Genomic DNA, 24,589 nt, shown 5'->3' on the forward strand with positions numbered 1-24,589 from the left:
GCGGCACCGATCGTCCAGGAAGGGGCGGGTCCGTGGTGCAGTGTGTCGCCCGTCACGGCTAGAGTGTGCGTGCACCCTCCCCGGTCAGGCCGTCACGGCGCACCCCGTGTCCCCTCGCCGGGACCCATGGCATGGAAAGGACCATCACCATGATTCGCAGCAACAAGGCGCGCACCGTCGTGCGCGCCGGGGCGGCACTGGCCGTCTCCGCGCTCGCCCTGGCCGGCTGCGGCGGTGCCGCGGACGAGACCGCCGAGGGCGGCGGGGGCGACGAGTCGTACTCCATCGGCATCTCGCAGTACGTCACCCACCCCTCGCTGGACGCCGCCCGGGAGGGCTTCATGTCCGGCCTCGAGGATGCCGGCCTGGACGTGAGCTTCGACGTGCAGAACGCCCAGGGCGACCAGGCCACGGCGAACACCATCGCCGGCACCTTCGCGAACTCCGACCACGACCTGCTGCTGGCCATCGCCACGCCGTCCGCCCAGACCCTGGCGCAGTCCATCCGCGAGACGCCGGTGCTGTTCACCGCCGTCACGGACCCGGAATCGGCCAAGCTGGTCGACTCGAACGAGGAGCCCGGGGGCAACGTCACCGGCACCTCCGACGCCAACCCGGTCCGGGAGCAGCTGCAGCTGCTCACGGAGCTGGCGCCGGACGCCGAGACGGTCGGCATCGTCTACTCCTCGGGCGAGGTCAACTCCCAGGTCCAGGTCGACTGGGCCAAGGAGGCGGCCGCGGAGCTGGGGATCGAGATCCAGGAGGCGACGGTCTCGAACTCCTCCGAGGTGCAGCAGGCGGCCAACTCGCTCGACGTCGACGCGATCTACGTCCCCACGGACAACGCCGTGGTCTCGGCGCTGGAGTCGGTCATCCGCGTCGGCCAGAACGAGCAGATCCCGGTGGTCGCCGCCGACGGCGCATCGGTGGAGCGCGGCGCCGTGGCCACCTATGGGATCAACTACGAGGAGCTGGGTGCCCAGACGGCCGAGATGGCCGTGCGGATCCTCACCGAGGGCGCCGACCCGGCCACCATGGCGGTCGAGACCCAGACCCAGCCGGAGCTCTACGTGAATCCGACCGCGGCCGAGAAGATGGGCGTGGAGATCCCGCAGGCGATGCTGGACGAGGCCGACCACGTCGTGGGCGAGGGCGCCGAGTAGGGAGCTGCCATGACGATCGCCGTCGAACTCGGCCTCATCTACGCCATCATGGCGCTGGGGGTCTACCTCACCTTCCGCATCCTCGACTTCCCCGACCTCACCGTGGACGGTTCGTTCACCACCGGTGCGGCGGTGGCCGCGATCTCGATCGTCAACGGGATCAACCCGCTGCTCGCGATCCTGATGGCCTTCGTGGCCGGCTTCGCGGCCGGGGTGATCACGGGTCTGCTGACCACGAAGGGCAACATCAACGGCCTGCTGGCCGGCATCCTGACCCAGATCGGGCTGTACTCGATCAACCTGCGGATCATGGGCCGGGCCAACGTCCCGCTGCTGGGGGAGGACACCGCCATCACCCCGCTGCGGGCGGCCGGCGTCCTGGGCGGTCCGCTCGGGATCGGGGCGTTCGCCCTGCTGGCCGTCGTCCTGGCCCTGGTCCTGGTCTGGTTCCTGCACACCGACACCGGGCTGGCGATGCAGGCCACCGGCGACAACGAGAAGATGATCCGCTCCTTCGGCGTGAACACGGACAACCAGAAGATCCTGGGTCTGGCCCTGTCCAACGGACTGGTCGGCGTGGGCGGTGCGGTGATCGCGCAGTACCAGGGCTTCGCCGACATCGGCATGGGCATCGGCCTCATCCTCGCCGGCCTCGCCTCGGTCATCATCGGCCAGGCGATCCTCGGCCAGCGCACCATCCTGATCGCCGCGCTGGCCGTGATCCTCGGGTCCGTGATCTATCGGGTGGCGATCCAGCTCGCCCTGGAGGGCGGCCTCAACCCGAACGACATGAAGCTGATCTCCGCCGTCCTGGTGGTGGTCGCACTGATCCTCCCGCAGCTCCCGGTCTTCAAGCGCCGGCGCCGGAAGAAGGCGATGGCCGGGGACCCCGACGCCGCCGAGGAGACCCCCGGTGCCGCCGCCCTCGCCGCCGACGCTCCGGCCACCGAGCCGACCCCGACCACGACGACCGAGAACGGGGTGCGCTGATGCTGACCGTATCCTCCGTGGACAAGACCTTCTTCCCGGGCACCGCCAACGAGCGGCGCGCCCTCACCGACGTGGACCTGCATCTGGAGCAGGGCGACTTCGTCACGGTGATCGGGTCCAACGGTGCCGGGAAGTCGACCCTGCTGAACATCGTCTCCGGGGACCTGCAGCCCGATGACGGCACCGTGACCATCGCCGGGCGCGACGTCACCCGGCTCCCGGACCACCAGCGGGCCTCGTTCGTGGGGCGCGTGTTCCAGGACCCGATGGCGGGCACGGCCCCGCACCTGTCCATCCAGGAGAACATGGCCATCGCGGACAAGCGGGGGGCGGGCCGATGGCTCGCGCTCGGCGTCACCCGCGCCAAGAAGCGACGGTTCGCCGACGAGCTCGCCGCCCTGGAGCTCGGGCTCGAGGACCGGCTCACGGCGAAGGTGGGCCTGCTGTCCGGGGGGCAGCGACAGGCCCTCAGCCTGCTCATGGCCACCTTCTCCGAACCCGCGATCCTGCTGCTGGACGAGCACACCGCCGCCCTGGACCCCCAGCGGGCGGAGCTGGTGACGCGGCTGACCGAGCAGGTGGTGACCGAGAAGCAGCTGACCGCCCTGATGGTCACCCACAACATGGAGCAGGCCCTCCGCGTGGGCAACCGGCTGATCATGATGCACGAGGGCCGGATCATCCTCGACCTCACCGAGGACGAGAAGCACGGGCGCACCGTCAAGGACCTCCTCGACGAGTTCGAGAAGACCAAGGGCGCCACCCTGGGTGACGAGACGCTCCTGAGCTGAGGGGCGGCGCCGCCGCTCAGAAGGCGGGCAGCAGGGTGGCGCTGTGCTCCTCCTCGAGGAAGCTGCGCACCCGGTCGCTGGTCATCGCCCGGCGCAGCACCTGGATCTTCTCGGAGTCCTGATTGTCCTCGCGGGCGACCAGCGAGATCGTGAAGCGCTCGTCCACGAGCTCCTCCAGGAGGATCGCATCGGCCGGGGTCAGACCCACCTTCTTGATGTATGAGGGGTAGCTGTAGACCAGCGCGATCCCCTCCTCGTCGTACGCGGAGGGCAGGTTCAGCAGGTCCACCTCGACGAATTCGAGGGACAGGGGGTTGTCCACGATCTCGCTCACCCGGCCCTCGAAGCCGACGTCCGCGGGCAGCGTGATCAGACCCGCGTGGTGGAGGATCGCGAGCGCACGGCCCTGGTTGGTGAGGTCGTTGGGGATCGCGGCCCTCCCGCCCTCGGGGATCTGCTCGAGGTCGTCGTACGCCTTGGAGTAGAAGCCGACCTTTGCGTCGTAGATCCCCTCCAGCAGCACCAGGTGCGCGCCGTGGGCCTCGTTGAAAGCCTGCATGTACGGCTCGTGCTGCGCGAAGTTCGCGTCGACCTCGCCATCGGCCAGCAGCCGGTTGTACTGCACGTTGTCCGTGACCTGCACCAGCTCGACGGTGTACCCCTCCGCGGCGGCGATCTCGCCGGCGAGGGTGACCACGTCGGTCATCGGCGGCAGGTGGGAGGCGACCTTGATGACGGTGTCCTCGCCGCCGTCGCCGGTGCCGCCGGCGCCGCAGGCGGCGAGGGCGAGCGTGGTGGTCCCGGCGAGGGCGGTCAGGGCGAAGGTGCGTCGCTTCATGGGGTCTCGTTCCTGGTCAGGGGACGCTCAGCGCGCCCGCTTGTCGATGAGGCGGGCAGTCAGGGTGCCCGCTCCCTGGATCAGCATCACGGCCACGATCATGAGGAGGATCATCGTGTACATGAGGTCGTACTCGTAGGTCTGGTAGCCGTACCGGATGGCGAAGTCGCCCACGCCGCCGCCGCCGACCACGCCCATGATGGTGGAGTAGCTGACCATCGAGATCGTCACCGTGGTCAGGCTCAGCACCAGGCCGGAGCGCGCCTCGGGGTAGAGGAACAGGCCGATCAGCTGCAGCGGCCCCGCCCCCAGGGAGCGGGCCAGCTCGATGGTCTGCTCGGGCACGTCCAGCAGGGTCTGCTCCGAGAAGCGGGCGTACAGCGCGGCGGCCACGAAGGCCAGCGGCACGGAGGCGGCGGTGGTGCCGAAGGAGGTGCCCACCAGCCATCGGGTGACGGGGATCAGTGCCACCACGAACAGCAGGAAGGGCACCGAGCGCACCACGTTCACGTACACGTTCAGCGCCCGGTGCAGCATCGGCCGCGGGTAGGGCCCGCCGGGCCGTGCGAGATAGAGCAGGGTGCCGATCGGCAGGCCGACGAGGAGCGCGGCCAGCAGGGAGTTGACCATCATGATCCCGGTCTCGAGGATCGAGATCAGGATCTCGCCGCGATACTCGGCCAGGCGGGCCAGCAGAGCGTTCATGCCAGGAACTCCCGGGCCCGCGCGGCATAGGAGTCGAAGCGCTCGCGGGGCGGTGGGGGCGAGACCTCCGTGAGGGCGGCCAACCGGCCCCGGGAGAGCACAGCGGCCCGGTCACAGGAGGACTTGATGACCTCCAGCTCGTGGCTGACCAGCACGATCGTGGTGCCGAAGCGGTCGCGCACATCGCGCAGGATCCCCATCACCTCCTCGGTGGTGCCGGAGTCCAGGGATGAGGTCGGCTCGTCGCACAGCAGGATCTTCGGCCGGGTCACCAGCGCCCGCGCGATCGCCACCCGCTGCTTCTCCCCGCCGGAGAGGCGGCTGGGGTGCTTGTGGCGGTGGTCGGCCATCTTCACGAACTCGAGCATCCGGGTCACGGTGTCCGGTTCGCGGCGGTGCTGCAGGCGCAGGGGCCGGGCCACGTTGTCGAGGACGGTCGCATTGCCCAGCAGGTTGAACTGCTGGAACACCATTCCGATGTCGCGCCGGCGCACGCGCAGTGCGCGCGGGGACAGGGCGCCGAGGTCCTCGCCATCGACTCGCACGGTCCCGGAGGTGGGGGCCTCGAGGTGGTTGATCAGTCGCAGCAGCGTCGACTTCCCGGCGCCGGATTCGCCCACGATCCCGAAGATCTCGCGGTCCCCGATGGTCAGGGTGATGTCCTCCAGCGCCGTCACTGCGGAGCGCCCCTGAGGGAAACTCCTGGTGACGTGGCTCAGCTCGATCATCGTCGGGCAAGCGTACCGAGCGTGCTGGTCAGGAGGATATGTCCTGCATCACGTTCAGCGTTCAACCACCAGCTCCACGTCGGCCGCGCCCTGCCCGTCCAGCAGCTTGGAGACGGGGCAGCGTGCATGCGCCGCCGCGGCGAGCTCCCGGGCCCGCTCCGGGGCCAGGGAGTCGATGTGCACCAGGGCGCGGGGGACGAAGCGGATGCCGCCCGCCGGGTCGCGGTGCAGCTCCACCTCGACACTCACCGAGCTCTCGTGCTCCAGGTGCTGTTCGGCGAGCACCACCCGTAGCGTCTCGCCCAGGCAGGTGCTCCAGGCCATCGCCAGGAACTGCTCGGGGTTGAAGCCGCTCGCGCTGGGCCGGGGTCCCCCGGTCGGCAGGACGATCGCACCGTCCGCACCATCCGCACCGTCCGCACCGTCCGCTTCGTCCGCCCTGCGAGTCGTGAGCCCGAGCTCCACGGCGGAGGAGTCGCGCACTCGCACCTGGCCCGCGGTGCCGGCGAGGTTCTGGACCCGCGCGGTGTACAGGGGGCGGGACGGGGTCTGCGGAGCGGGGTCGGTCGTCATCTGTCCAGGCTACGCCGCAGTGCTCCGGCAGACGGGGGCAGCGGGTGAGGGTCCGCGGCTCACTCCGGGGTCGGTGCGTCCGGGGTCGGCTCGACGGGAGCCAGGACGGTGAGCGCCACCTCGTCGCCGAGGCTGGCCACGTTCGCCGCTCCCGGCTCCTGCGACAGCACCGCGGCATCGTCGGCGGCGGCGGCGACGCTCGCGCCGTCGGCGTCGACGATCCTCGCGGCCAGACCCAGCGCCTGAAGAGCGGTGCGGGCCTCGGCGACGGTCCGGCCGACGACCTCCGGCACCACCCGGAGCTCGTCGGCCCCCTGCGGTGCCGGGACCGGCCGGATCGTGAAGGTGAGGGTCGCCGAGATGTTCGCCGAGTAGCCGTACCGGTTCGCGTAGCCCGCATCGACCGGGGTGGCGTACAGGGTCGCCGGCAGCAGGTTCAGTCCGAGACGGGCCGGCACGACGGAGGTGTTCGAGCGGGTCACGGGCGCGGGCTTCACCGCGGTGCCGTCGCTGCCGGCGGCGCCGCTGCCCAGCCGCATCGACACCTTCACCTCACCGGTGGTCTCGGGCAGTGCGTAGAAGGTGGGGCGGTAGCCGATGGCCTGCAGCAGCTGGAGGCGCTCGTCGTCGGATTCCGTGTAGAGGTCGAGCACCGCGGCCAGGGAGCCCTCGTCGAGGGAGTGCTGCGCCGCAGCGACCCCGGCGCCGACGGAGGCGATCACATCGCCCAGCGGGGCGGCGACCACGTCATGGATCGGATCGAATTCACTCATCGCTCTCATTCCTCACTCCGAAGACCACCAGCACAGTGGTGCCGAACTCTGCGACGGCGCCGGCGGCAGGCTGCTGGGTGATCGCCTGCCCGGGAACTCCCTGGTCCTCGGGCAGCTGTTGGGTGGCGCTGTCCAGATGGAAGCCGACGGATCTCAGCACACGCACGGCGGCCGAGGCGGTGAGCCCCTGGACGCTGGGCACCCCCTGGGTCGGGATCGTCGAGGCCGGGGCGTCGACGACGAGGTCCGCGCTGATCCCGGAGCCGCCGTTCGCCCCGTCCATCACGATCGTCGAGCCGTCGGTGCCGAGCCGACCGCGCAGGTCGATCTTCACCTCGGCGAGCCGGAACGGAGTGGTCTGCGTGGCCAGCTGGGCGTTGGTCGCGCTCAGCTGGGTGCCGAGCCCGGCGATGACGTCCACGATCTCGGTGGAGGTGCCCAGCGTGGCGGTCAGCTCCTCCACCCGGGTGAGCGCCGTCGAGAGATCGAGGCGCACGTTCTTGAGCTCCGAGGTCTTGATCTCGAGCTCCTCGCGGAGCTCGGGGATCCCGTGCGGGATCGGGCGGACGTCGTCGGTCCCGATCCGCTCCCGCGGCGTGCCGATGACCCTCTCTCCCGTGCTCACGACGCCGGGCCGCAGGACGGCTTCCTCCCGGAGGCGGAGGGTGCCGAAGTCGGCGGTGAGCTGCTCGTCCCCGGCCGTCCACATGGGGTCCGAGGAGACGACCAGTTCGGTGTCCGTCGAGGTGTCGACCAGGCGCAGCGGCACCGGTGCGCCTCGTCCGCGTCCCGGACCGACGCCGGGAAGGTCGACGTCGACCGTGCCGTCGCGGATTTCCTGGAGAGTGGTCCAGCCCTGCTCGCCGAGGGCCTGCAGGACGATCTTCCGACCGACGATCGGCTCGCCGTCGCTGTCGACGATGTGACCTACCGCGGTGATCGGCATCAGATCGCCTTCCCTGTGATGATGCGGGAGATGGTGGTGCCCAGCTCGGCGGTGATCAGCACCACGGCCTCGGTGCGCAGCTGAGCGCCGAAGGAGACCTCGGTCGAGGCCCGTCCCTGCGGGTCGGTGGTCAGCACGGCCGCGGTGAGGGAGGTGCTGTCCGTGAGCCGCGCATCGGTCACCCCGGCAGTGGCGGAGAGCGCCTGCGAGGCGGCGACATCGATGTTGAGCTGCACGGTGGCGCCGGCGAGCAGCTCGCCGGCCGTGGTGGAGGCCTGCACCTGGAGCTGACGGGTGCTGCCGGTGCCCGAGGCGGTGAGGGTCAGCACCGGCAGCGGCATGCCCTCGCCCGGCGGGATCGCGACGAAACGACCGGAGATCTTCGAGGTCACCTCGCTGCTGCTGCTCGAGCTGGATACCGGCCGGAAGTACAGGAACGCGCGCCGACCGTCCTGGGTGGTCTCGGTGACCAGCCGGAAGCCGATCTCGAAGTCCAGATGGGGGAGCCGGTACTGAGGGTTGGGCCGGCCGGAGCTGTCCAGCGGGGGCACGGTGCTGAGCTGCTCGTGCGCCTCCGTGAGGCTGTCGGCCATCCCCACGATCACGGTCTCCAGGGTGTCGGCGATGAATCGGCCGTCGCTCATGGTCGGGCTCCCTTCCCTGCGGACGTGCGCCGATCGAGGCGGTCGGTCTCCCGCTGCTCGGCCCTCCGCTGCTCATGGTGTCTCTCGTGGCGTCGTGCGGCGCGGCGCTCCTCGCGGTCCTGCCCGGAGCGACGCTCCAGGGCACGTCGACGCGCCTCCTCGGCCCGCGCGGTGAGGTCACCGGAGCCGCCGGTGATCACGTCGAGGATCCGTTCGCGCTCCGCGGCGTAGTGGCCGTCGCGGTCCAGCGGGGCGGTGATCTGCTCCTCCGTCCGCTGCCAGCGCTGCTCGAGACCGTCGGCGAGCTGCCGTGGGCGCTCCAGGAACTCCTCGGAACGCTCCAGAGCGCTGCGCACCTGGTCGTAGCGGTCCAGGCCGGAGCGCAACGGTCCGAACAGCTGCGAGCGCAGGCCCGCGCCCGCCTCGGTCAGCGGACGCGCTGCCGCTCCGGGGCGGGCGCCGTCGAGCCCTGTGCGCTCGCGCCCGGCTCGTGAGCGTCCCGTGCGGACGGCGTCCCGGGCGGCAGCCCAGGACGCGATCTCCGCCCGCCGCTCCCGCAGGCCGGTGACGGGGAAGCGTGGGTCCGGTGCGGCGCCGGGCTGCCCGGCCGGTCCGATCAGCCCGGACAACCGGGCCTCGAGCTGGTCGCGCTCGGCCAGCAGGGACGCCAGGTGGGAGTCCCCGGCGGCGGCGCGGCGGAGCAGCTCGGGGCCCGCCGGAGCGGCGGACGGAGGCGATCCCGCGCCGTCGGCCCCGCCCGGGCTCCTCGGGCCCGGGGCGAGGTCCCGCCAGCTGCGTCGAGGCATGGCGTCACGCCTCGGAGACGGAGTCGGTGATCATCGCCCTGATCCGCTCCTGCAGGAGCTCCGGCGGCGGGAGCGGCACCAGCTTGGTGCGCATCAGCGACGAGCCCTCCGCGGAGTACTGGTACTTCGAGGAGTAGCTCGCCGAGACGGAGCTGACGCTCATCGAGGCCGAGGCGCTGAAGAAGCCGAGGCTGCCGGAGACATTGGCGTTGACCTGGCTGCTGCTCCGTTCGACGTTCGACTCCCGGGTCATCGAGATCGAGAGCTTCAGCTCGATCAGGGTGTCGACGAACTGGTAGAAGGTGGGCACGAAGCCCAGCTCGAGCAGCGAGTACTCCTTGCCGTCGCCCAGCTTCACCAGCAGCGTGCGCTCGGGTGTGGCGGGGAGGGTCGGCGCGGGCTCCCCGGGCTCCGGCTCGGGATCGGGCTGGAAACCGGCCATCATGCGCGCGATCTTCATCGAGACCAGATCGAGCTCGTACTGGGCCTCGGCGACACCGGTCCCGAGCAGTCTCACCATCTCGGGGAAGGGGGTGTTGGTCATCTCTGTGGAGACGGACATGGTGCACCTCGCTCAGGCGTCGGGGTCGGTGTCGGGGAGCAGCAGGCGGCGCTCCGCCTCGATCTCGAGGCGGCGGGCTTCCTCCTCGGTCTCCATGAAGGACCGGATCCGGTCCTCGAGGATCGGCGGCGTCGGCACCGGCGCGATCTTCGTGCGCAGGATCGAGGCGCCCTCGGCGGAGTACGAGTACTTCGAGGAGTAGGACGCGTCGACCTGGGAGGTGGTCACCGATGACTTGCTGGTGCTGTCGCCGAACAGTCCGAGGAAGCCGTCGCGTCCGCGGCGCGAGGCCCGGGTACCGGAGGTCGTGCTGCGGCCGTAGCCGTACTCATGGGTGCGGGTGATCTTGATGGCGATCTTCACTTCGATGATGGTGTCCACGAACTGGTAGAACGTCGGCGCGAAGCCCAGCTCCATCATCGACAGCCGCACCGGGACGCGGATCTTGCTCCGTCGTTCCTCCTCCGTGAGGTCGGCGAACGCTCTGCCGGGGTAGAGCGCAGAGATGGCGTCCTCGACGAATGCGGTGAGATCGACGGACTCCTCGAGATCGAGCGTGCCGGAGAGGGCGCCGTCGACCGCCGCATAGGAGAGCGCGTCGGGGAGGGTCATGTACTCGTAGCCGAAGAAGACCCGGGAGTCGTCGAAGGTGACGGCGCCGTTCTCGTCGTAGACGGTGGTCAGACCGCCCATCATCTCGGCGGTGTCGATCGAGGAGGCGTCCAGCGACGCCTGCCCGTCGGCGATGGCGAACGCCATCTGCCGGATCATGTCCCCCATGGGGACGTTGAGCAGTTCTTGCCCGATGGACATGGCAGGTTCCCTTCACTCAGGTGGATGGTCGGTGGCTGCGCATGAGTTCGAGCAGCCCGTCGGGAGGGGGGAGGGAGACCAGCCGTGCGGCGAGCGAGGACTGTCCCTCGGAGGAGACCGAGAACTTGCGGGCGTAGGCGACGTCCACGGACACCGCCACCATGGCGACGCCGACGTTGACCCCCGCATCCACACCCACATCGATGCTGAACTCGGTGGTCTCCGTCATCGAGAAGCTCAGCCGCGCCTCGACGGTGGCCTCGGTGAAGGCGTAGAAGCTGGGCACGAAGCCGAGGGTGAGCAGGCTGTACTGCTCATCGCCCACCTCGATCTCGGTCGCGGCCAGCTCCTTGGCCAGCTCGATGGAGTTCTTGTCGAGCGCGAACTGCGCCTTGGCGATGGAGACGCCCAGCTGCTCCACGATGGTGGGCAGCGGCGCCTGCAGCAGCTGCGTGGTGACGGTGACCGTCTCGGGCATGTCATCCCTCCTGGCTCAGGAAGTCCTGGATGGCCTCCAGGAACTGGGGCGGGGCCGGGATCGACACCAGGCGTGCTGTGATCGAGGAGTTGCCCGTGATGGTGGTCTCGTACTGGCGGGAGTAGCGCACGTCGACGGTGGCGCCGAAGGCGACCGTCGAATTGCTGGAGTCCGTGCTCTCGCTCGAGGAGGAGCTGGTCCGGGTGAATTCGCGCGTCACGGTGACGCCCTCGGTGCCGGAGATGCTCATCTCGCGCTCCTCGACCGTGTACAGCGTGAGCGTGAACGGTGAGCTCTTGCGGTAGACGGTCACCACGTTCGCGTCCGCGGAGGCCGTGAAGTCCACGGCTGTGTTCGCGGTGATCGACGTGGCCAGGTTGTGGGCGAAGGCCCCCGCGGTGCCGGACGCGGCGCCGCCCCCTGGCGCGCCGGAGAAGGCGAACTCGGTGCCGTCGATGGTGACGGAGCTTTCGGACAGTGACAGCTCCCGTGGCGCGAGCAGGTGGAACCATGCGTTCCCGGTGCTGATCGGAGCGGTGAGGTCGTCCGGGGTGACGCCGGAGAGGCTCGCCGTCGCCGAGGTGGCCTTGACGATGACGCAGTGGAAGGGCGGGTCGAACTCGATGTCGACGCAGCGCCAGCGCACGCGATCACGGGGCTCCCCTCGAGGGGTCTCCCTCACTCCGACGGACTCGACCTCGATGCGGTCGGCCGGGGCGCCGTAGGCGACCAGCGCGTCCTCCACCTCCTGCGCGCGGCGCAGGCCGAGTGCCTCGTTCAGGTCGTCGGAGGTGTCCTGGTCCCGTCCGGCGAAGCGCTGACGGTCGGTGTGCCCGGTCACCCGCAGGGTGATACCCGAGTCCCGGCACATCCGGGCGATCCCCTCGAGGGTCGATCGGAGGCCTTCGTTGCGTGGCTCGCCCTCCGCGGTGAACTGTGCGAGGTGATGCCGGCTGGTCGGGAAGAACACGCGCTCGATCGGGGTGCCGGGGGCGTAGGCGGTGGCCTCGAAGTCGGGGTCGGCGTCGATCTCGGCGGCGACATGGGCGGCGTAGGCCTCGAGATCCCCCTGAGCTGTGGTGCTGATGGTGAGGGTGTCGTGGAGACGGTAGGCGGTGTCCTCGTCGGTGTCGATCCGGATCATGCCGCGGGCGAAGCCTCCGCCGAGGACTGCGACGGTGCGATCCGTGGTCACCACCGCGTCCTCCGGAGCGTCGGTGCTGATCTCGAAGCTGTCGCGCGGTGGGGCATAGAGGAGGCGGGGCACGCCGGCCGCCGGGTCGGAGGTGACGGCGTCCTGCAGTTCCCGGATGCGGGCGAGGGGGTCGTCCCCGGTGAGCGGGAAGCTGCGCCCGCCGACGCTGAGGGAGCCCGTCGAGGAGGACCTCACCTCGAGCTCGGCGCGGCGCGTGCTGGACGACGAGGAGGTGCCGGATTCCGTCTCGGACTCCGCGGACTCCTCGGAGGAGGTGCTGGTGCCGTCGGATCCGAAGGAGCCGGTGAGCCCGACGCCGACGGAGAGGTTCTCTCCGACCTTCAGGGTCAGCTGGAGCGAGCAGCTGAGGTCGGCGTGCTGGTAGTGGTAGAACGCCGGCGAGAGGCCGAGGTCCAGCAGCGACTTGCCGCCGAGAGCCTCGAGGGGCCTGACGAACTCGGGGAGCTGGTTCACCGAATTCGTATCGAGCGCGGTCTGGGCCTCGGCGATCCCCAGGCCGAGGGCGGTGATGAAGTCGGCGACGCTGGCATCGGCCAGGATCTGTCCGGGTGTCATGGACTGGAGGTCGGGCATTGGTCATCCTCTCGGGAGCCGGCCCGGGGGTCGGGACTAGCGGGTGTGGGGGAGGGACGCCGGGAGCGCGGTCGCGATCTCGGCATCCACCAGGTCGGGTCGCACCGTGAAGTAGTGGTGGCGGTCCTGCAGCTCGGTGAGCCGTCGGGTCTGGACGTGGAGTCCCCGGCGCAGCCAGCCGGTGAGCGTCCGGCCCAGCGGCAGGGCGTCGGCTCCGGCGATGTCGAGAGCACGGTGCAGAGCGGTCAGGGCGTCGTCGGTCCGTCCGGCCTTCACCAGCACGCAGCCGAGACGCTCGAGCATCGCGGCGTGGTCGCGCTGCTGGAAGGCGGTGAGGCGCTCGAAGCGGCAGTAGTGCGCGTCGGCGCGTTCGCAGTACTCGATCACCTCGGGGAAGGAGCCGCTGCGCTCCAGCGACTCCAGGACGCACTGGGTGTAGTGGCGGAAGAACACCTCGGGAGTGCGATCGGCCATCACCATGCGGAGCGCTTCGCGGTAGTGGCGGAGCGCCGTGTCGTGGTCACCGGCCAGCGCGGCGACCTTGCCGGCCTCGGCGATCGCCAGGTGCCGGGCGGTGGTGTCGGGTGACGCGACAGCCATCGTCCTCACCGGCCCGCATCGATGAGGTCGGCGTCGGTGAGGTCGGCCTCGGCGCCGGAGCGCTGGAGCATGCCGCGCACCAGGCGGGCGGTGAGATCGGGCCAGGGCCCGACGGTGAACGGCGGCGTCGTCGGCGGGTCGGCGACGCCGGCCGCGACGAGGGCGGCGCGTGCCGGCGTCGGGGACCTCCAGTCGGTGACGCGCACCCCGAGGTGCAGGAACGTCGCCAGCGTCGCGTGGGCCTCGAGCCCGGCGGCCGTCAGCAATGAGAGCAGGCGCTTCACCTCTGTGTCCGGCAGCTCGTCGGCGACGATGATCGGCAGCGAGTCGAAGAGCTGGGGCACGACGTCGGCCGGGACCCCGGTCGCGAGGAGCGCTGCGAGGCCGTCCTCATCGGGGCGGCCGCCGTCCAGGACCAGCTCGAAGCGATAGAAGTCCTGGTTGGTGATCCGGAGGGAGGGGATGCGCTGGTGGGTGGACCAGATGTCGTGCGCCTCCGTGCCGGTCAGATCGCGCAGGAGCCATGGCCCGGACGCGGCGGGGTCGTGCCCCTGGGCGCGGAGGTCGGAGAGGAGGCGGCTGCGGGAGGGGGCGGGGCAGTCGCCGAGCAGCAGGTCGTAGCGCGCGATGCTCGGATCCGAGGTGATGACCTCGGCTCCGTCGCCGAGCCGGCGCTGCAGCGCCTCGACGGTGGCGGCGCTGACCTGGCCCACGAGGACGGGAGGGGAGGCGAGCAGGAGGCGCCGGGCCTCGTCGTCGGCGCAGCCGAGGAAGGTGGATGCGGCGGCGGCGATCCTCTCGAAGCGGGACTCGTCCGTGACCCGCACCGCCACGTCGAGCAGAGGCCCGGTGCGCGGGGCCGGTGCGTCCTGCTCCGCGACCTGCACCTCGCAGCCCAGGGAGGCCAGCACGTCGGAGAGGGCGCAGGCGAGGGGCTCGTCGATCCCGTCCACCAGAGTCGCCGGCGACTGGTAGAACGCTCGGACCATGTCCGGCACGCTGACGCCCAGGCCGAGTGCTACCCGCGCCGCATCGTGCGGCGAGGCGTCCCCGACGGAGACGATGTCGATGCGTTTTGTGGAGTCGGTGGCCATGACGCCCTCCAGGGCTGGAGCACGCGACGTGATGAGGTGGTGTCGCTGCACCGACCCCTCACTGCTGTGATGTGGAACACACTAGGCCCAGATCTCCGCGAAAGCCACCATTCCGGTCATTCCGGAGAAAAATGGGGTGAACGGGGCGGTGGCACCACCCGTCCTCCGGAAGTCCCCGTGGTGGTGCGCTCAGGTCACCTGGTCGACGTCCGCCGTCCAGGTGTTGCAGGCGGAGAGGTCGCCCCCGGACTCGAAACCTCGCTCGATCCAGTCCACTCTGATCTCGGATCGGATGGTGTTCGGAGGGTCGCCCTCCGACCAGCGGGCCGGGTCGGTCAGCGCCTCGCGCAGCTCCGCGGACGGCTCCGATGCGGCGGGCACCTGCATCGACATCGCTGCGGCCAGGCACTGGTCCTGCAGGCTGTCGCGTCGCCAGGCCTCGATGTAGCGCTCCTCGTCGGTGGTCTCGAGCTGCTCGCGCATGGCCATGTAGTAGAAGGCCACCGAGCTGTTCCAGCCCACCGGGTTCGTGAAGACGTACGCGAGGTCCCACAGATAGGCGCCCGGGACGTTCGCCGGATCGCTGAGTTCCAGGCCGGTCCCGTAGCCCACGGGCCAGTAGATCGTCGAGTCGAGGTTGCACATCCGGGGGAAGTCCGCCTCGAAGTACGTGTCGCAGGCGGCGCCCGCCGGCACGTCGGGATGGGTGTAGACCACGACCGTCGGGCTCACCCACGGCAGGCCGCGGTCCGAGCTCGCCGTGGCCCACATCCGGTTCAAGCAGGTCGAGGCGGCATCGAGCACCGTCTGGAGCTCCTCGACGCTGGGCTCGACCGGAGTCGCAGGCAGCTCGCACTCCGCCAGCGCGGGCAGCGAGCCCTGGGTGAGGGGGTTGTCCTCCAGCACCGCCCGCAGCTCGTCGACGGTGCCGGTCGGCGGATCGATCGGGGAGGTCACCTGGAAGCCGTCGGCCTCCTCCGTGGGCGTGATCTCCTCCTGCGGGGACGTCTCCGCCTCGCTCGGGGACTCCGGATCCGTGGGGGTCGTGGTGCTGTCGGTGGGGGCGTCCGTGGCGATCGGCGTGTCATCGCCCTGGCGGAGGACGAGATACGTGATCCCGCCTCCGACCACCAGCAGCAGTGCCAGCACACAGGTCAGTGCGACACCGATCAGGATCCACGGACGTTTGGGCTGCGGCTGCTGACCGAATCCGCCGGGCCCCTGCGGGCCGCTGGGGCCCTGCGGATATCCGGGGCCGCCAGGGCCCTGTGGGCTGCCAGGACCCTGCGGGCCGCCGGGGCCCTGTGGGCTGCCGGGACCCCAGGATCCCTGTGGGTTGCCGGGGCTGGGGGCGACGGGTGCGCCGTAGCCGGGCGCCGGTGGAGCACCGTAGCCCGGTCCGGCCGAGCCGCCCCACTCGGGCCCGCCCTGGGAGGGGCCTCCGCCGTGCTGCGGCTGACCGTCCTGCCGCCGGTCTCCGCTCTGCTGCGGGTGGCCGTTCTGCTGAGGGTGGCCGGGTTGGCCGTCGTGCGGGGCCCCGTTCTGCCACGACTCGCCCTGCGGTCCCGTGCCAGGACCGCCCCATCCTGAGCTCGACATCAGCTCCCCCTCGCGTTCGTCAGTCTGCTGCTGCGGGCAGGATATCCGTGCAGGCCGCATCGATGGAGGCGGTTCGCGCCGGTCGCCGCGGGCATCGCCGCCCGGGCTGCCGACGCCCGAGGCCCCGCACCGCGCTGACGTGCGTGGATGCCCTCAGTGCGCGGGAGGTCCCGATGCGGTCACGAGTCCTGGGGCAAGAGGGCGAGGTGCTGGGGAGCGCGGCGGTAGCACTCCGGAACGAATGCGAAAGACCCCTGACAGGCGATCATCATCGCAGGTCAGGGGCCATTCTCAGGGCGGAGGATGGGGGATTTGAACCCCCGAGGGCGTTAACCCAACACGCGTTCCAGGCGTGCGCCATAGGCCGCTAGGCGAATCCTCCAGCGCTCGTAAGAGCAGGCATCAGCGTACCGGACGCTCCGGGGTGGTGCGAACCGGGACGGCACAGGTCACACTCGGTGCGGCTCAGGAAGTCCGCTGGGTGATCCGGAACCACCTCCGCCTCCCTGCCCGCAGTGCCTGCCCCTCCACGAGGTCGACGAGCTCCTCAGGGTCCGAGAGCCTCCGACCCTCCAGTTCGACGCCACCTCCGACGAGGAGCCTCCGGGCGTCGTTGCGGGAGAGCTCGGGGCGGGCGGCGGTGACCAGCTCGAGGGCCGAGGCGATCCCTGCTAGCTCCAGCGAGATCATCTCCCGTGGTTGCTCCCGCGCCGAGAAGACGCGCAGGAACTCCTCGCGGCTGCGCCGTGCAGCCTCCGCCCCATCGTGCCGGCAGACGATCGCTTCGGCGAGGTCGAGCTTCGCGTCCCGGGCCGTGGCGCCGCCGGCCCGGGCACGGCGGTCCAGCTCCCCGACCTGCTCGAGCGGCAGGTCCGAGTAGACAAGCGCCCACTGCCCCACGAGCTCATCCCGGAGCGTCATCAGCCTCCCGAGCTTCTCCTCCGGCGCCGCGCACAGCCCGACGTAGTTGTCCAGCGACTTGGACTGCTTGGGCCCGCCATCCAGGCCCGGGGTGACGGTGCTGGTGATGATCGTCTGCGGCACCTGGCCGTGCTTGACCTGCAGCTCGCGACCCATCGCCTCGTTGAACAGCTGGTCGCTGCCCACGATGGTCAGGTCAGATTCCAGGGCCACGCTGTCAAAGCCCTGCAGCACCGGGTAGATCAGCTCATGTATCGCGATCTCGGTGCTGGCGGTGATCCGGGAGCGGAACATGTCCCGCGAGACCAGGTGGGCGTGCGTGACCAGGCTCAGCTCCGCGAGCAGACCCGCGACCCCCATCTCGTCGAACCACTCGGAGTTCCGACGGATCTCCAGCAGGTTGGGATCGGAGCGTAGCACTCGGGTGACCTGCCGCAGGAACGAGTCGGCGTTGTCGCGGAGCTGCTGCTCGGTGAGGACGGGGCGTGCGATGCTGCGGCCGGTCGGGTCCCCGATGCGGCTGGTGGTGTCTCCGAGGAGGAAGACCACTGTGTGACCGTGGTCCTGGAGGGCGCGCATCATCCAGAGGTTCACCGCGTGGCCGAGGTGGAGGTCGGGGGCGGTGAGGTCCACGCCGAACTTGATGCGCAGCGGCCGGGGTCCGCGCAGTTTCATCAGCAGGTCCTCGCGACCGAGGATCTGGTCGGTGGTGCGCTCGAGGGTGGCTAGCAGCTGCTCGGGAGAGGCGGGGGCGTCGGGTGCTCCGGCGAAGCCTGGTGGGACGGGGGTGGCGGGTTGGGAAACGGTGGGCTGGATCGAGGTCGGCGTGCTCATGGGGATCCTCTCGGGAGGGCGAGGGACCTCGGGACCAGCCCCTGCCGTGGATACGGAAAAGGCGAGGACCATGTGGTCCTCGCCTAGGGCTCTGGATCGAGCGGTGCTACGTCACCTCGCTTGCCTCATGGCATCGGCGCGCGCACGATCGCGCGGCTCGTCCCAGAGCCGTGCGGATAGTCGATGTGCAGGTGCATGCGGGAAGGGTATCGCATGTCCGGAACCGGCGCGGGCTCCGACGAGAACTGGCGCGTGGCCGCACGCTCTGCGTATATGGCCAGAGCAGGCTCCCACGCGCCAGTAGTCGACGGAGCCGGTGGCTCAGTCGTCGGCCTCGGGGTGGCGGGAGAGGTTGATGATGGCGGCGGTGAGGCCGCCCCAGACGGTCACGATCGCAACGATCATCATGATGATGGCGGAGATGGACATTGCTGCTCCTGGTGGCTGAGGGGAACGGGAACGGTGCGGAAGCGGGGCTTCGGGAACCGGGGGTCGGACGGGGCCGGCCGACGTGCAGGACGCGGCCGACCCCGTCACGCGGTCACGGCGCCGAACGCAGCTCGTGCGGGGACTTCGCCTCGGGCGTGGAGACCAGGCCCTTGCCGGCCACGGCCTCCGGGGCGATCGGGTCGCCGTCGGAGTCCGCCTTGAACAGGTTCGAGCTGCGCGACCACGGGATCAGTGACAGCCCGATCGCGACGACCACCAGGCCGATCGCCATCAGCCAGCCGAACACCAGGTTGAACCAACCGGGGTACTCGCTGTAGGTGGTTTCCGAGGTGACCAGGTCGATGGTGCTCAGGACCAGGGAGACGCCGAGCACCAGCGGTGCGATCACCGCGACGCACAGCATCCAGATCTTCCCGATGGGGAAGGTTCCCCGGTGATTGAGGTGGTCGCGCAGGGTGGGCAGGCCCCGCACCACGTAGGAGACGACGATCGTGGACACCGCCGCGGCGGCGACGATCCCGTACTCGTTGGCCCACTTGTCCATGACATCCAGCAGCGGGAGCCCCATCGTGGTGGAGAACAGGATGATGGAGACCACGGCCATCGGGATGCTGACCGCCAGGGTCGCGGGGATGCGCGCCATGCCGAACTTGTCCTGGACGGCGGAGATGACCACCTCGACGATCGAGATCATCGAGGTGAAGCCGGCCAGCACCAGCGAGCCGAAGAACAGCACCCCGATGATGGCGCCCGCCGGGGCCTCGCTGATGATGGTCGGGAAGGCGATGAACGCGAGGCCCACCCCGTCGGTGACCACCTCGTCGATGGCGACGCCCTGGGCCTGGGCCATGAAGCCCAGTGCCGAGAACACACCGATGCCGGCGAGCAGCTCGAAGCCCGAGTTCGCGAAGCCGACCACCAGGCCGGAGCCGGTGAGGTCGGTCTTCTTCTTCAGGTACGAGGAGTAGGTGAGCATGATGCCGAACGCCACGGACAGCGAGAAGAAGATCTGCCCGTAGGCGGCGATCCACACCTTGGCGTCCGTCAGCGCGCCCCAGTTCGGGGTGAAGAAGGCGTCCAGGCCATCGATCGCGCCGGGCAGGAACAGCGAGCGCACCACCAGGATGATGAACATGATGATCAGCAGCGGGATGAAGATGACCGAGGCGGCGGCGATGCCTCGCTGCACGCCGAGGGCCATCACCACGATCACCGCGAGCCACACCACGATCATCGAGATCAGCACGGCCGGCACGAAGTCGAAGACGACGGTGGCGTCCGCCCCGCCGAGCGCCTGGGTGTACTCGCCGAAGAAGGCTCCGGCGTCATCACCCCAGCGCTGGTCGACGGAGAAGATCGTGTAGTTCGTGGCCCAGGCCAGGATCAGCGCGTAGTAGAGGGCGATGACCAGGGCGATGAGCACCTGCCACCAGCCGATGAACTCGGTCCAGCGGCGGAAGCGGCGCCAGGCGGCGGGGGCGGAGCCGCGCCAGCGATGGCCGATCGCGTAGTCGAGGAACAGCAGTGGGATGCCGGCGGTCAGCAGGGCGATCAGGTACGGCAGGATGAACGCGCCGCCACCGTTCTCGTAGGCGACCGCGGGGAAGCGCCAGATGTTGCCGAGTCCGACGGCGGAACCGATGGCCGCGAAGATGAAGGTGGTCCGGCCGGCGAACGCGCCACGATCTGCGCGACGGTCGGTGGTGCCGGCGGATGGGGACGTTGCACTCATGGAGAGCCTCCGGGGAACTGCACCGCGGGGGACGGCGCGAGGAGGGGCCGACGACGGTGACGGCCCGGGGAAGAGACGCCGCGAGGACGGCGTCCATGACAGTCGCCGGGGCGACCGGGAACCGCGGGGTGGGCGGTCCGCACAGGGTGTGCCGGTGCGGGATCTCCGCAGAGCACTGTGGAAGGGATGGTACCGGTCCGGCCGCGCCGACGCAGGCTGTGCTCACGGTGCGATCTCCGGGGGAGGAGAGGTGCGGTGGCAGGCCAGGGCCTCGAGCGTCGAGACATCTCGTGGTCATCGTCCTCGGGGAGCCGGCCGGTGCCCTACCGTGGCCCGCATGTCCACAGAGTCGACGGCGTCTCTCGACGCTCAGCATTCCGAGGTGTCCACCGCCTATCTCGCGCAGCTCGATGAGGAGCGCGAACTGGCGATGCGGGCCTCGTCCCACCCCGGTTCTTCCTTCGCGGGCGCCGCCGAGGCGCTCCATGACCGGCTCGAGCAGCAGGTCGCGGCCGATGCCGAGGAGATGAACGCCCTGATGCTCGATCTCGCCGCGCACCCGGAGGTCGCCTTCGAGGAGCACCGCTCCGCCCGCGCCATCGCCGACCGCCTCGCCGCCCACGGCATCGAGGCGCAGGTGGGAGTGCACGGTCTGGACACCGCGGTCCGCGCGGAGATCCGCGGCGCCGGTGCAGAGTCCGACGGCGCGGGCGCGGAGGAGGACGTGCCCACCCTCGCGATCCTCTCCGAGTACGACGCGCTGCCCGGCGTGGGCCACGGCTGCGGCCACAACGTCATCGCCGTGATGGGGCTGGGCGCCTTCCTGGCCCTGGCGGCGCTCGCCGAGGCCGACCCGTCGGCCGTGCCCGGGCGCGTGGTGTTCCTCGGGACCCCCGCCGAGGAGGGCCACACCGGCAAGGAGTACATGGCTCGCGAGGGGGCCTTCGAGGGGCTGGACGCCGTGGTGATGGCCCATCCCTACGGTTTCGACCTGGCCGACCAGACCTGGCTGGGGCGCCGGACCCTCACCGTCGAGTACCACGGGCACACCGCCCACGCCTCCGCCCAGCCGTACATGGGCCGCAACGCGCTGGACGCCGCGAGCCTGATGTACCAGGGCGTCGGCCTGATGCGTCAGCAGACCCCGCCCACCGATCGCATCCACGCCGTGATCCGCGAGGGCGGCGAACGGGCCAGCGTCATCCCCGACCACGCGAGGCTCGACCTGTACGTGCGCTCCCAGCGCCCCGAGACCCTCCGGGACCTCTCGCAGCGGGTGGAGGACGTGGCCCGCGGCGCCGCGCTGATGGCCGGGGTCGGCGTGAGCGTGCGCTGGGACGAGCATCCGCCGTCGCTGCCGGTGCGCACCAACGAGGCGCTCACCGGGCGCTGGGTCCAGGCGCAGCGCCGACGCGGCCGGGACCCGCTGCCGCACGGGGTGGTCTCTCCCTCGCTCGCGGCGTCCACCGACTTCGGCAACGTCAGCTATCGCGTGCCGGGCATCCATCCGGTGATCCGGATCGCCCCGTCCGAGGTCGCACTCCACACCCGGGAGTTCGCGGCCTGCGCGGTCTCCGAGGATGCCTCCGCCGCCGCGGCCGACGGGGCCTACGGCCTCGCCGCCACCGTGCTGGACCATCTGCACGACCCGGCGCTCGCCGCTGAGGTCTCCGAGGAGTTCGAGGCGGCGGGCGGCGCGATCGACGTCCCGCGCTTCTTCGACTGAACCCTCCGCCGTCCTGTCCTGATCCCCCGATCCGAGGGAAGCCCCCATGAGCGCCCCCAGCACACCGCAGACGAAGACCGGCCTGGCCGACAGGCTCCTGAACAAGGTCGAATGGGCGGGCAACAAGCTGCCCGAGCCGTTCATGCTGTTCCTGATCCTCTTCGCGATCACCGGCGTGGTCTCCACCGCGATGGCCTGGGCGGACGTCTCCGTCACAGTGCCCGGCACGGACGAGCCCACAGTCATCAGGGGCCTGTTCACCGGTGAGGGCATGACCTGGCTGACCACCAATCTCGGCGAGAACTACGTCGGTTTCCCGCCGCTGGTCACCGTGCTGCCGATCCTGCTCGCGATCGGCATCGCCCAGCACTCCGGGCTGCTCGGCGCCGCGATCCGCAAGCTGTTCGGCACCTCCCCGGCGTGGGCGCTGCCGTACGTGGTCGGCTTCGTGGGCGTGATCTCCTCGATCATGGCCGACTCCGCGTTCGTGGTGGTCCCACCGCTGGCCGCGCTGGTGTTCAAGGCGGCCGGTCGCCACCCCGTGGCGGGTCTGCTGGGCGGCTTCGCGGCCGCCGGCGCCGGCTACTCCACCAATATCTTCCCCACCTCGCTGGACGCCCTGTTCGCGGGCATCACCACCTCGGTGATGGGTGCCCTGCCGGGCTTCGAGTTCACGCCGGTCAACCCGGTCTCCAACTGGTTCTTCAACATCGTCTCCTCGCTCATCCTCGGCTTCGTGGCGGGCTTCGTCATCGACAAGCTGGTCGAACCGCGCCTGGTGCGCATGGGCATCAGCCGTGACGAGGTCGCGGTGGACGGCGAGGAGGCCGACTCCACCGACGCCGAGCACATGCGCGCGAGGCTCTCCCCGGCAGAGAACAAGGGCCTGCTGATCGCCGTGATCAGTGCCGTCGTGCTCACCGCGGCCTTCCTCTGCGCGTTCCTGATCCCCGACTCGCCGTGGCGCAACGACGAGGGCGGCTTCCTGCCCAAGTCCCCGCTGCTGAGCTCGATCGTGTTCATCGTGGTGGCGTACTTCGCGGTGGTCGGCGTCGCCTACGGGGCAGTGGTGGGCACCCTGCGCAACAGCCGGGACGCGGTGGCGATGATGTCCGACGCGATCAAGGAGATGCTGCCCTTCGTAGTGCTCGCGTTCATCCTGGGCAACTTCATCGCCCTGTTCAACTGGTCCGGGATCGGCACGTGGATCGCTGTGACCGGTGCAGCGGCGCTCGAGGCCTCCGGGCTCGACGGCTTCGCCGCCATTCTGGGCTTCATCCTGCTGGCCAGCTGCCTGAACCTGTTCATCATCTCCGGCTCCGGCATGTGGGCGATCATGGGTGCCGTGTTCGTGCCGATGTTCGCGCTGATCGGCTACGAGCCCGCCTTCACCCAGGCCGCGTTCCGCGTGGGCGACTCCGCCACCCAGATCATCACCCCGATGAACCCGTACATGATCGTGCTGCTGGGCATGGTGCGGAAGTACGAGCCGGGCGCCGGCTTCGGCACCCTGATGGCGCGCATGCTGCCCTTCGTGGTGCCGTTCTGGATCGTGTGGACGGTCATCCTCGCGGTCTTCTTCGTCTTCGACCTGCCGCTGGGCCCGGGCAACGGCATCTTCATGGGCTGAGCCGCGGCCGTGTTCGACGTCCTCGGCTGCTGCGACCGGGCGGACCGTCGCGAGCGACGGGTCGACAGCCCATCGCCCTGGACGTGGTCGCCGCCACGCCACAGGATGGACGCATGAGCGACCTCGCCGCACGTCTGCGCACCCTGCCCGCCTTCCCCGAGGAGATGGCGGAGTTCGACCTCGACTCCCTCCCCGACGATCCGAACCAACTGTTCCTGGCCTGGCTCGAGGAGGCGATCGCGAGCGGGGCCCGACAGCCGCATGCGATGACCTTCCAGACCCTCCTGGCCGATGGCAGCCCTGTCGGCCGCACCCTGATCCTCAAGGATCTCGACGAGGCCGGGTACCACGTCTCCACCCGGAACACCTCCCGCAAGGCTCAGCAGCTGCGGGAGGACCCGCGGGCGGCCATGACCTTCTTCTGGCGCGAGAGCGGACGCCAGGTGCAGCTCAACGGCACGGTCACCGCACTCGGCGAGGACATCTCCCAGCGCGACTGGCTCGCCCGCCCCACCGCGGACGGACAGCCGAACCCCGAGTGGCAGGTCTACGCCCTGCAGCCGGAGCGGATCGAGTTCATGCAGGCCCGCGCGGACCGCAATCACGTCCGCGCCGGATACGTTCGCACGGGCGGGCGCTGGTCCCACGGCGCCATCACGACCCCGGCCGGCTGAGCTGGCGACGGATGAGGCCGCGGCGGTCAGCTGACGATCGTGGAGTCACCCTGCCGGGCCTGCAGCAGGTGATCGTGCGAGTACCCGGTGATGCCGATCCGCTGGGCCCGCCCCGGGTCCGAGACCAGGATGTTCCCGCCGGCGTCCTCGCCCTGGGCGACGACGAAGTGGCCGTAGTCCGCGTCCTCCCCGAGCAGCCTCCCGTGGTGGACGTGCAGGATCACGACGGACCCGTGGGCGGCGGCCTCGAGCCCTTCCTCGTACAGCGCGCGCGTGGCCGTGCCGTCCGTATCGCGGATCCCCGTCTCGAGGTCACCGAGATAGGCGCCCGTGTAGTCGACGGTCTTGATCGTCGGGTCGCCCCACGGTGACAGGCCGCAGCGGGCGCGCATCTCCTGGACGGCGCGGGCGTTCCCGCCCCTCGCAGAGCCTTCTGCTCCCGAGACGTAATGCTCGACCCGCCGGCCCGCGGCGACCAGGGCGATGACGGCCGACGTGGGGCCGCAGTTCTCCGGCCCCCAGCGCCCGGTCCCCTTCTGGTCGATGACCACCAGGTCGCTGGCGGCGTGGGCCTGCGAGGTGGCGAACTGGCCGACGGCGGCAGCGAGGCCGATGACGCCGAGGCCGCGCAGTGCGGTGCGCCGGCTGAGGGTGGTGTGCAGGGGGCTGGTCAACCCGATACCTCCGGGGTGCATGGGGCGGTGCAGGGACGCCTCGGACCGCCGCCGGG

At 70.3% G+C, this 24,589-nt stretch carries 25 protein-coding genes and 1 tRNA gene; 6 read left to right on the forward strand and 20 right to left on the reverse strand.

Going from position 1 to position 24,589, the window contains the following annotated elements; translation table 11 throughout:
- Positions 1 to 149: 149 nt before the first annotated feature.
- Genes CFK38_RS04085 through CFK38_RS04095 form a run of 3 tightly spaced genes read left to right on the forward strand, consistent with a single transcriptional unit; the run spans position 150 to position 2,944 of the window.
- Entirely contained in the window at positions 150 to 1,163 is a 1,014-nt protein-coding gene (locus CFK38_RS04085; RefSeq protein WP_096801934.1) for an ABC transporter substrate-binding protein, read from the forward strand.
- 9 nt (positions 1,164 to 1,172) lie between these two features.
- Positions 1,173 to 2,153 (forward strand): ABC transporter permease, encoded by a 981-nt coding sequence (locus CFK38_RS04090; RefSeq protein WP_096801935.1) that lies wholly within the window; start codon positions 1,173 to 1,175, stop codon positions 2,151 to 2,153.
- Positions 2,153 to 2,944: an ABC transporter ATP-binding protein gene (locus CFK38_RS04095; protein WP_096801936.1), complete on the forward strand. Its 792-nt coding sequence runs from the start codon at positions 2,153 to 2,155 to the stop codon at positions 2,942 to 2,944. Before CFK38_RS04090 ends, CFK38_RS04095 begins: the two co-directional genes overlap by 1 nt.
- Positions 2,945 to 2,960: 16 nt before the next feature.
- Here CFK38_RS04095 and CFK38_RS04100 read toward each other — a convergent pair whose 3' ends face one another.
- From CFK38_RS04100 to CFK38_RS04190, 19 genes are all read right to left on the reverse strand, one after another.
- Positions 2,961 to 3,782: a MetQ/NlpA family ABC transporter substrate-binding protein gene (locus tag CFK38_RS04100; protein ID WP_096801937.1), complete on the reverse strand. Its 822-nt coding sequence runs from the start codon at positions 3,780 to 3,782 to the stop codon at positions 2,961 to 2,963.
- A 27-nt stretch (positions 3,783 to 3,809) separates the two neighbouring features.
- Complete coding sequence (locus tag CFK38_RS04105; protein ID WP_096801938.1) at positions 3,810 to 4,487, reverse strand: methionine ABC transporter permease; 678 nt, start codon at positions 4,485 to 4,487, stop codon at positions 3,810 to 3,812.
- Entirely contained in the window at positions 4,484 to 5,215 is a 732-nt protein-coding gene (locus CFK38_RS04110; RefSeq protein ID WP_096801939.1) for a methionine ABC transporter ATP-binding protein, read from the reverse strand. Before CFK38_RS04110 ends, CFK38_RS04105 begins: the two co-directional genes overlap by 4 nt.
- 54 nt (positions 5,216 to 5,269) lie before the next feature.
- Positions 5,270 to 5,788: an OsmC family protein gene (locus tag CFK38_RS04115; protein WP_096801940.1), complete on the reverse strand. Its 519-nt coding sequence runs from the start codon at positions 5,786 to 5,788 to the stop codon at positions 5,270 to 5,272.
- A gap of 59 nt (positions 5,789 to 5,847) precedes the next feature.
- Entirely contained in the window at positions 5,848 to 6,561 is a 714-nt protein-coding gene (locus tag CFK38_RS04120; protein WP_157773345.1) for a PASTA domain-containing protein, read from the reverse strand.
- Complete coding sequence (locus CFK38_RS04125) at positions 6,554 to 7,507, reverse strand: PASTA domain-containing protein (RefSeq protein WP_096801942.1); 954 nt, start codon at positions 7,505 to 7,507, stop codon at positions 6,554 to 6,556. Before CFK38_RS04125 ends, CFK38_RS04120 begins: the two co-directional genes overlap by 8 nt.
- A complete protein-coding gene (locus CFK38_RS04130; protein ID WP_096801943.1) occupies positions 7,507 to 8,151 on the reverse strand; it encodes a hypothetical protein in 645 nt (214 codons plus the stop codon). The genes CFK38_RS04125 and CFK38_RS04130 overlap by 1 nt, the downstream gene beginning before the upstream one ends.
- On the reverse strand, positions 8,148 to 8,957 hold the full coding sequence (locus CFK38_RS04135) for a hypothetical protein (protein ID WP_096801944.1): 810 nt from the start codon (positions 8,955 to 8,957) through the stop codon (positions 8,148 to 8,150). Before CFK38_RS04135 ends, CFK38_RS04130 begins: the two co-directional genes overlap by 4 nt.
- A 4-nt stretch (positions 8,958 to 8,961) precedes the next feature.
- Complete coding sequence (locus CFK38_RS04140) at positions 8,962 to 9,519, reverse strand: hypothetical protein (RefSeq protein ID WP_096801945.1); 558 nt, start codon at positions 9,517 to 9,519, stop codon at positions 8,962 to 8,964.
- A gap of 12 nt (positions 9,520 to 9,531) precedes the next feature.
- The gene (locus CFK38_RS04145; RefSeq protein ID WP_218192344.1) at positions 9,532 to 10,332 is read right to left on the reverse strand and encodes a hypothetical protein; all 801 of its coding nucleotides are present in this window, start codon (positions 10,330 to 10,332) and stop codon (positions 9,532 to 9,534) included.
- Positions 10,333 to 10,348: 16 nt separating this feature from the next.
- The gene (locus CFK38_RS04150) at positions 10,349 to 10,810 is read right to left on the reverse strand and encodes a hypothetical protein (RefSeq protein WP_096801946.1); all 462 of its coding nucleotides are present in this window, start codon (positions 10,808 to 10,810) and stop codon (positions 10,349 to 10,351) included.
- 1 nt (position 10,811) lies between these two features.
- Positions 10,812 to 12,599 carry an OmpA family protein gene (locus CFK38_RS04155; protein ID WP_096801947.1) on the reverse strand — a complete coding sequence of 596 codons (1,788 nt, stop codon included), beginning with the start codon at positions 12,597 to 12,599 and terminating at the stop codon, positions 10,812 to 10,814.
- A gap of 36 nt (positions 12,600 to 12,635) precedes the next feature.
- On the reverse strand, positions 12,636 to 13,199 hold the full coding sequence (locus tag CFK38_RS04160; RefSeq protein ID WP_096801948.1) for a peptidylprolyl isomerase: 564 nt from the start codon (positions 13,197 to 13,199) through the stop codon (positions 12,636 to 12,638).
- A 5-nt stretch (positions 13,200 to 13,204) separates the two neighbouring features.
- Positions 13,205 to 14,293, reverse strand: a complete 1,089-nt coding sequence (locus CFK38_RS04165; protein ID WP_096801949.1) for a hypothetical protein — start codon at positions 14,291 to 14,293, stop codon at positions 13,205 to 13,207.
- 189 nt (positions 14,294 to 14,482) lie between these two features.
- On the reverse strand, positions 14,483 to 15,892 hold the full coding sequence (locus CFK38_RS04170) for a proline-rich domain-containing protein (RefSeq protein ID WP_245851215.1): 1,410 nt from the start codon (positions 15,890 to 15,892) through the stop codon (positions 14,483 to 14,485).
- 297 nt (positions 15,893 to 16,189) lie between these two features.
- A tRNA-Ser gene (locus tag CFK38_RS04175) sits at positions 16,190 to 16,274 on the reverse strand.
- 83 nt (positions 16,275 to 16,357) lie between these two features.
- Positions 16,358 to 17,647: a tyrosine--tRNA ligase gene (tyrS, locus tag CFK38_RS04180; RefSeq protein WP_096801950.1), complete on the reverse strand. Its 1,290-nt coding sequence runs from the start codon at positions 17,645 to 17,647 to the stop codon at positions 16,358 to 16,360.
- A 321-nt stretch (positions 17,648 to 17,968) separates the two neighbouring features.
- Positions 17,969 to 18,076 carry a methionine/alanine import family NSS transporter small subunit gene (locus CFK38_RS04185; RefSeq protein WP_089064852.1) on the reverse strand — a complete coding sequence of 36 codons (108 nt, stop codon included), beginning with the start codon at positions 18,074 to 18,076 and terminating at the stop codon, positions 17,969 to 17,971.
- 112 nt (positions 18,077 to 18,188) lie between these two features.
- Positions 18,189 to 19,829: a sodium-dependent transporter gene (locus tag CFK38_RS04190; RefSeq protein ID WP_096801951.1), complete on the reverse strand. Its 1,641-nt coding sequence runs from the start codon at positions 19,827 to 19,829 to the stop codon at positions 18,189 to 18,191.
- 337 nt (positions 19,830 to 20,166) lie between these two features.
- On the opposite strand from CFK38_RS04190, the gene CFK38_RS04195 reads away from it, so the two are divergent.
- The 3 genes from CFK38_RS04195 to CFK38_RS04205 all read left to right on the forward strand — a co-directional run bounded on the left by CFK38_RS04195 (position 20,167) and on the right by CFK38_RS04205 (position 23,859).
- Positions 20,167 to 21,555, forward strand: coding sequence for an amidohydrolase (locus CFK38_RS04195; RefSeq protein ID WP_096801952.1), 1,389 nt, complete (start codon positions 20,167 to 20,169; stop codon positions 21,553 to 21,555).
- Between the two features lie 46 nt (positions 21,556 to 21,601).
- Entirely contained in the window at positions 21,602 to 23,185 is a 1,584-nt protein-coding gene (locus CFK38_RS04200) for an AbgT family transporter (protein WP_096801953.1), read from the forward strand.
- A 113-nt stretch (positions 23,186 to 23,298) separates the two neighbouring features.
- Positions 23,299 to 23,859, forward strand: a complete 561-nt coding sequence (locus tag CFK38_RS04205) for a pyridoxine/pyridoxamine 5'-phosphate oxidase (protein ID WP_096801954.1) — start codon at positions 23,299 to 23,301, stop codon at positions 23,857 to 23,859.
- Between the two features lie 26 nt (positions 23,860 to 23,885).
- Here CFK38_RS04205 and CFK38_RS04210 read toward each other — a convergent pair whose 3' ends face one another.
- Complete coding sequence (locus CFK38_RS04210; RefSeq protein WP_096801955.1) at positions 23,886 to 24,533, reverse strand: twin-arginine translocation signal domain-containing protein; 648 nt, start codon at positions 24,531 to 24,533, stop codon at positions 23,886 to 23,888.
- Positions 24,534 to 24,589 lie beyond the last annotated feature (56 nt).

The organism is Brachybacterium vulturis, from assembly GCF_002407185.1.
GTDB lineage: Bacteria > Actinomycetota > Actinomycetes > Actinomycetales > Dermabacteraceae > Brachybacterium > Brachybacterium vulturis.

Excerpts from the sequence above, each read along its gene's own strand:
- CFK38_RS04195 (WP_096801952.1), top strand. The coding sequence starts at position 20,167 with ATGTCCACAGAGTCGACGGCGTCTCTCGACGCTCAGCATTCCGAGGTG.
- CFK38_RS04145 (WP_218192344.1), bottom strand. The coding sequence starts at position 10,332 with ATGTCCATCGGGCAAGAACTGCTCAACGTCCCCATGGGGGACATGATC.
- CFK38_RS04085 (WP_096801934.1), top strand. The coding sequence starts at position 150 with ATGATTCGCAGCAACAAGGCGCGCACCGTCGTGCGCGCCGGGGCGGCA.
- CFK38_RS04190 (WP_096801951.1), bottom strand. The coding sequence starts at position 19,829 with ATGAGTGCAACGTCCCCATCCGCCGGCACCACCGACCGTCGCGCAGAT.
- CFK38_RS04205 (WP_096801954.1), top strand. The coding sequence starts at position 23,299 with ATGAGCGACCTCGCCGCACGTCTGCGCACCCTGCCCGCCTTCCCCGAG.
- CFK38_RS04130 (WP_096801943.1), bottom strand. The coding sequence starts at position 8,151 with ATGAGCGACGGCCGATTCATCGCCGACACCCTGGAGACCGTGATCGTG.
- CFK38_RS04135 (WP_096801944.1), bottom strand. The coding sequence starts at position 8,957 with ATGCCTCGACGCAGCTGGCGGGACCTCGCCCCGGGCCCGAGGAGCCCG.
- CFK38_RS04140 (WP_096801945.1), bottom strand. The coding sequence starts at position 9,519 with ATGTCCGTCTCCACAGAGATGACCAACACCCCCTTCCCCGAGATGGTG.
- CFK38_RS04165 (WP_096801949.1), bottom strand. The coding sequence starts at position 14,293 with ATGGCCACCGACTCCACAAAACGCATCGACATCGTCTCCGTCGGGGAC.
- CFK38_RS04170 (WP_245851215.1), bottom strand. The coding sequence starts at position 15,892 with ATGTCGAGCTCAGGATGGGGCGGTCCTGGCACGGGACCGCAGGGCGAG.
- CFK38_RS04185 (WP_089064852.1), bottom strand. The coding sequence starts at position 18,076 with ATGTCCATCTCCGCCATCATCATGATGATCGTTGCGATCGTGACCGTC.
- CFK38_RS04095 (WP_096801936.1), top strand. The coding sequence starts at position 2,153 with ATGCTGACCGTATCCTCCGTGGACAAGACCTTCTTCCCGGGCACCGCC.
- CFK38_RS04155 (WP_096801947.1), bottom strand. The coding sequence starts at position 12,599 with ATGCCCGACCTCCAGTCCATGACACCCGGACAGATCCTGGCCGATGCC.
- CFK38_RS04100 (WP_096801937.1), bottom strand. The coding sequence starts at position 3,782 with ATGAAGCGACGCACCTTCGCCCTGACCGCCCTCGCCGGGACCACCACG.
- CFK38_RS04110 (WP_096801939.1), bottom strand. The coding sequence starts at position 5,215 with ATGATCGAGCTGAGCCACGTCACCAGGAGTTTCCCTCAGGGGCGCTCC.
- CFK38_RS04120 (WP_157773345.1), bottom strand. The coding sequence starts at position 6,561 with ATGAGTGAATTCGATCCGATCCATGACGTGGTCGCCGCCCCGCTGGGC.
- CFK38_RS04200 (WP_096801953.1), top strand. The coding sequence starts at position 21,602 with ATGAGCGCCCCCAGCACACCGCAGACGAAGACCGGCCTGGCCGACAGG.
- tyrS (WP_096801950.1), bottom strand. The coding sequence starts at position 17,647 with ATGAGCACGCCGACCTCGATCCAGCCCACCGTTTCCCAACCCGCCACC.
- CFK38_RS04115 (WP_096801940.1), bottom strand. The coding sequence starts at position 5,788 with ATGACGACCGACCCCGCTCCGCAGACCCCGTCCCGCCCCCTGTACACC.
- CFK38_RS04160 (WP_096801948.1), bottom strand. The coding sequence starts at position 13,199 with ATGGCTGTCGCGTCACCCGACACCACCGCCCGGCACCTGGCGATCGCC.
- CFK38_RS04090 (WP_096801935.1), top strand. The coding sequence starts at position 1,173 with ATGACGATCGCCGTCGAACTCGGCCTCATCTACGCCATCATGGCGCTG.
- CFK38_RS04150 (WP_096801946.1), bottom strand. The coding sequence starts at position 10,810 with ATGCCCGAGACGGTCACCGTCACCACGCAGCTGCTGCAGGCGCCGCTG.
- CFK38_RS04105 (WP_096801938.1), bottom strand. The coding sequence starts at position 4,487 with ATGAACGCTCTGCTGGCCCGCCTGGCCGAGTATCGCGGCGAGATCCTG.
- CFK38_RS04125 (WP_096801942.1), bottom strand. The coding sequence starts at position 7,507 with ATGCCGATCACCGCGGTAGGTCACATCGTCGACAGCGACGGCGAGCCG.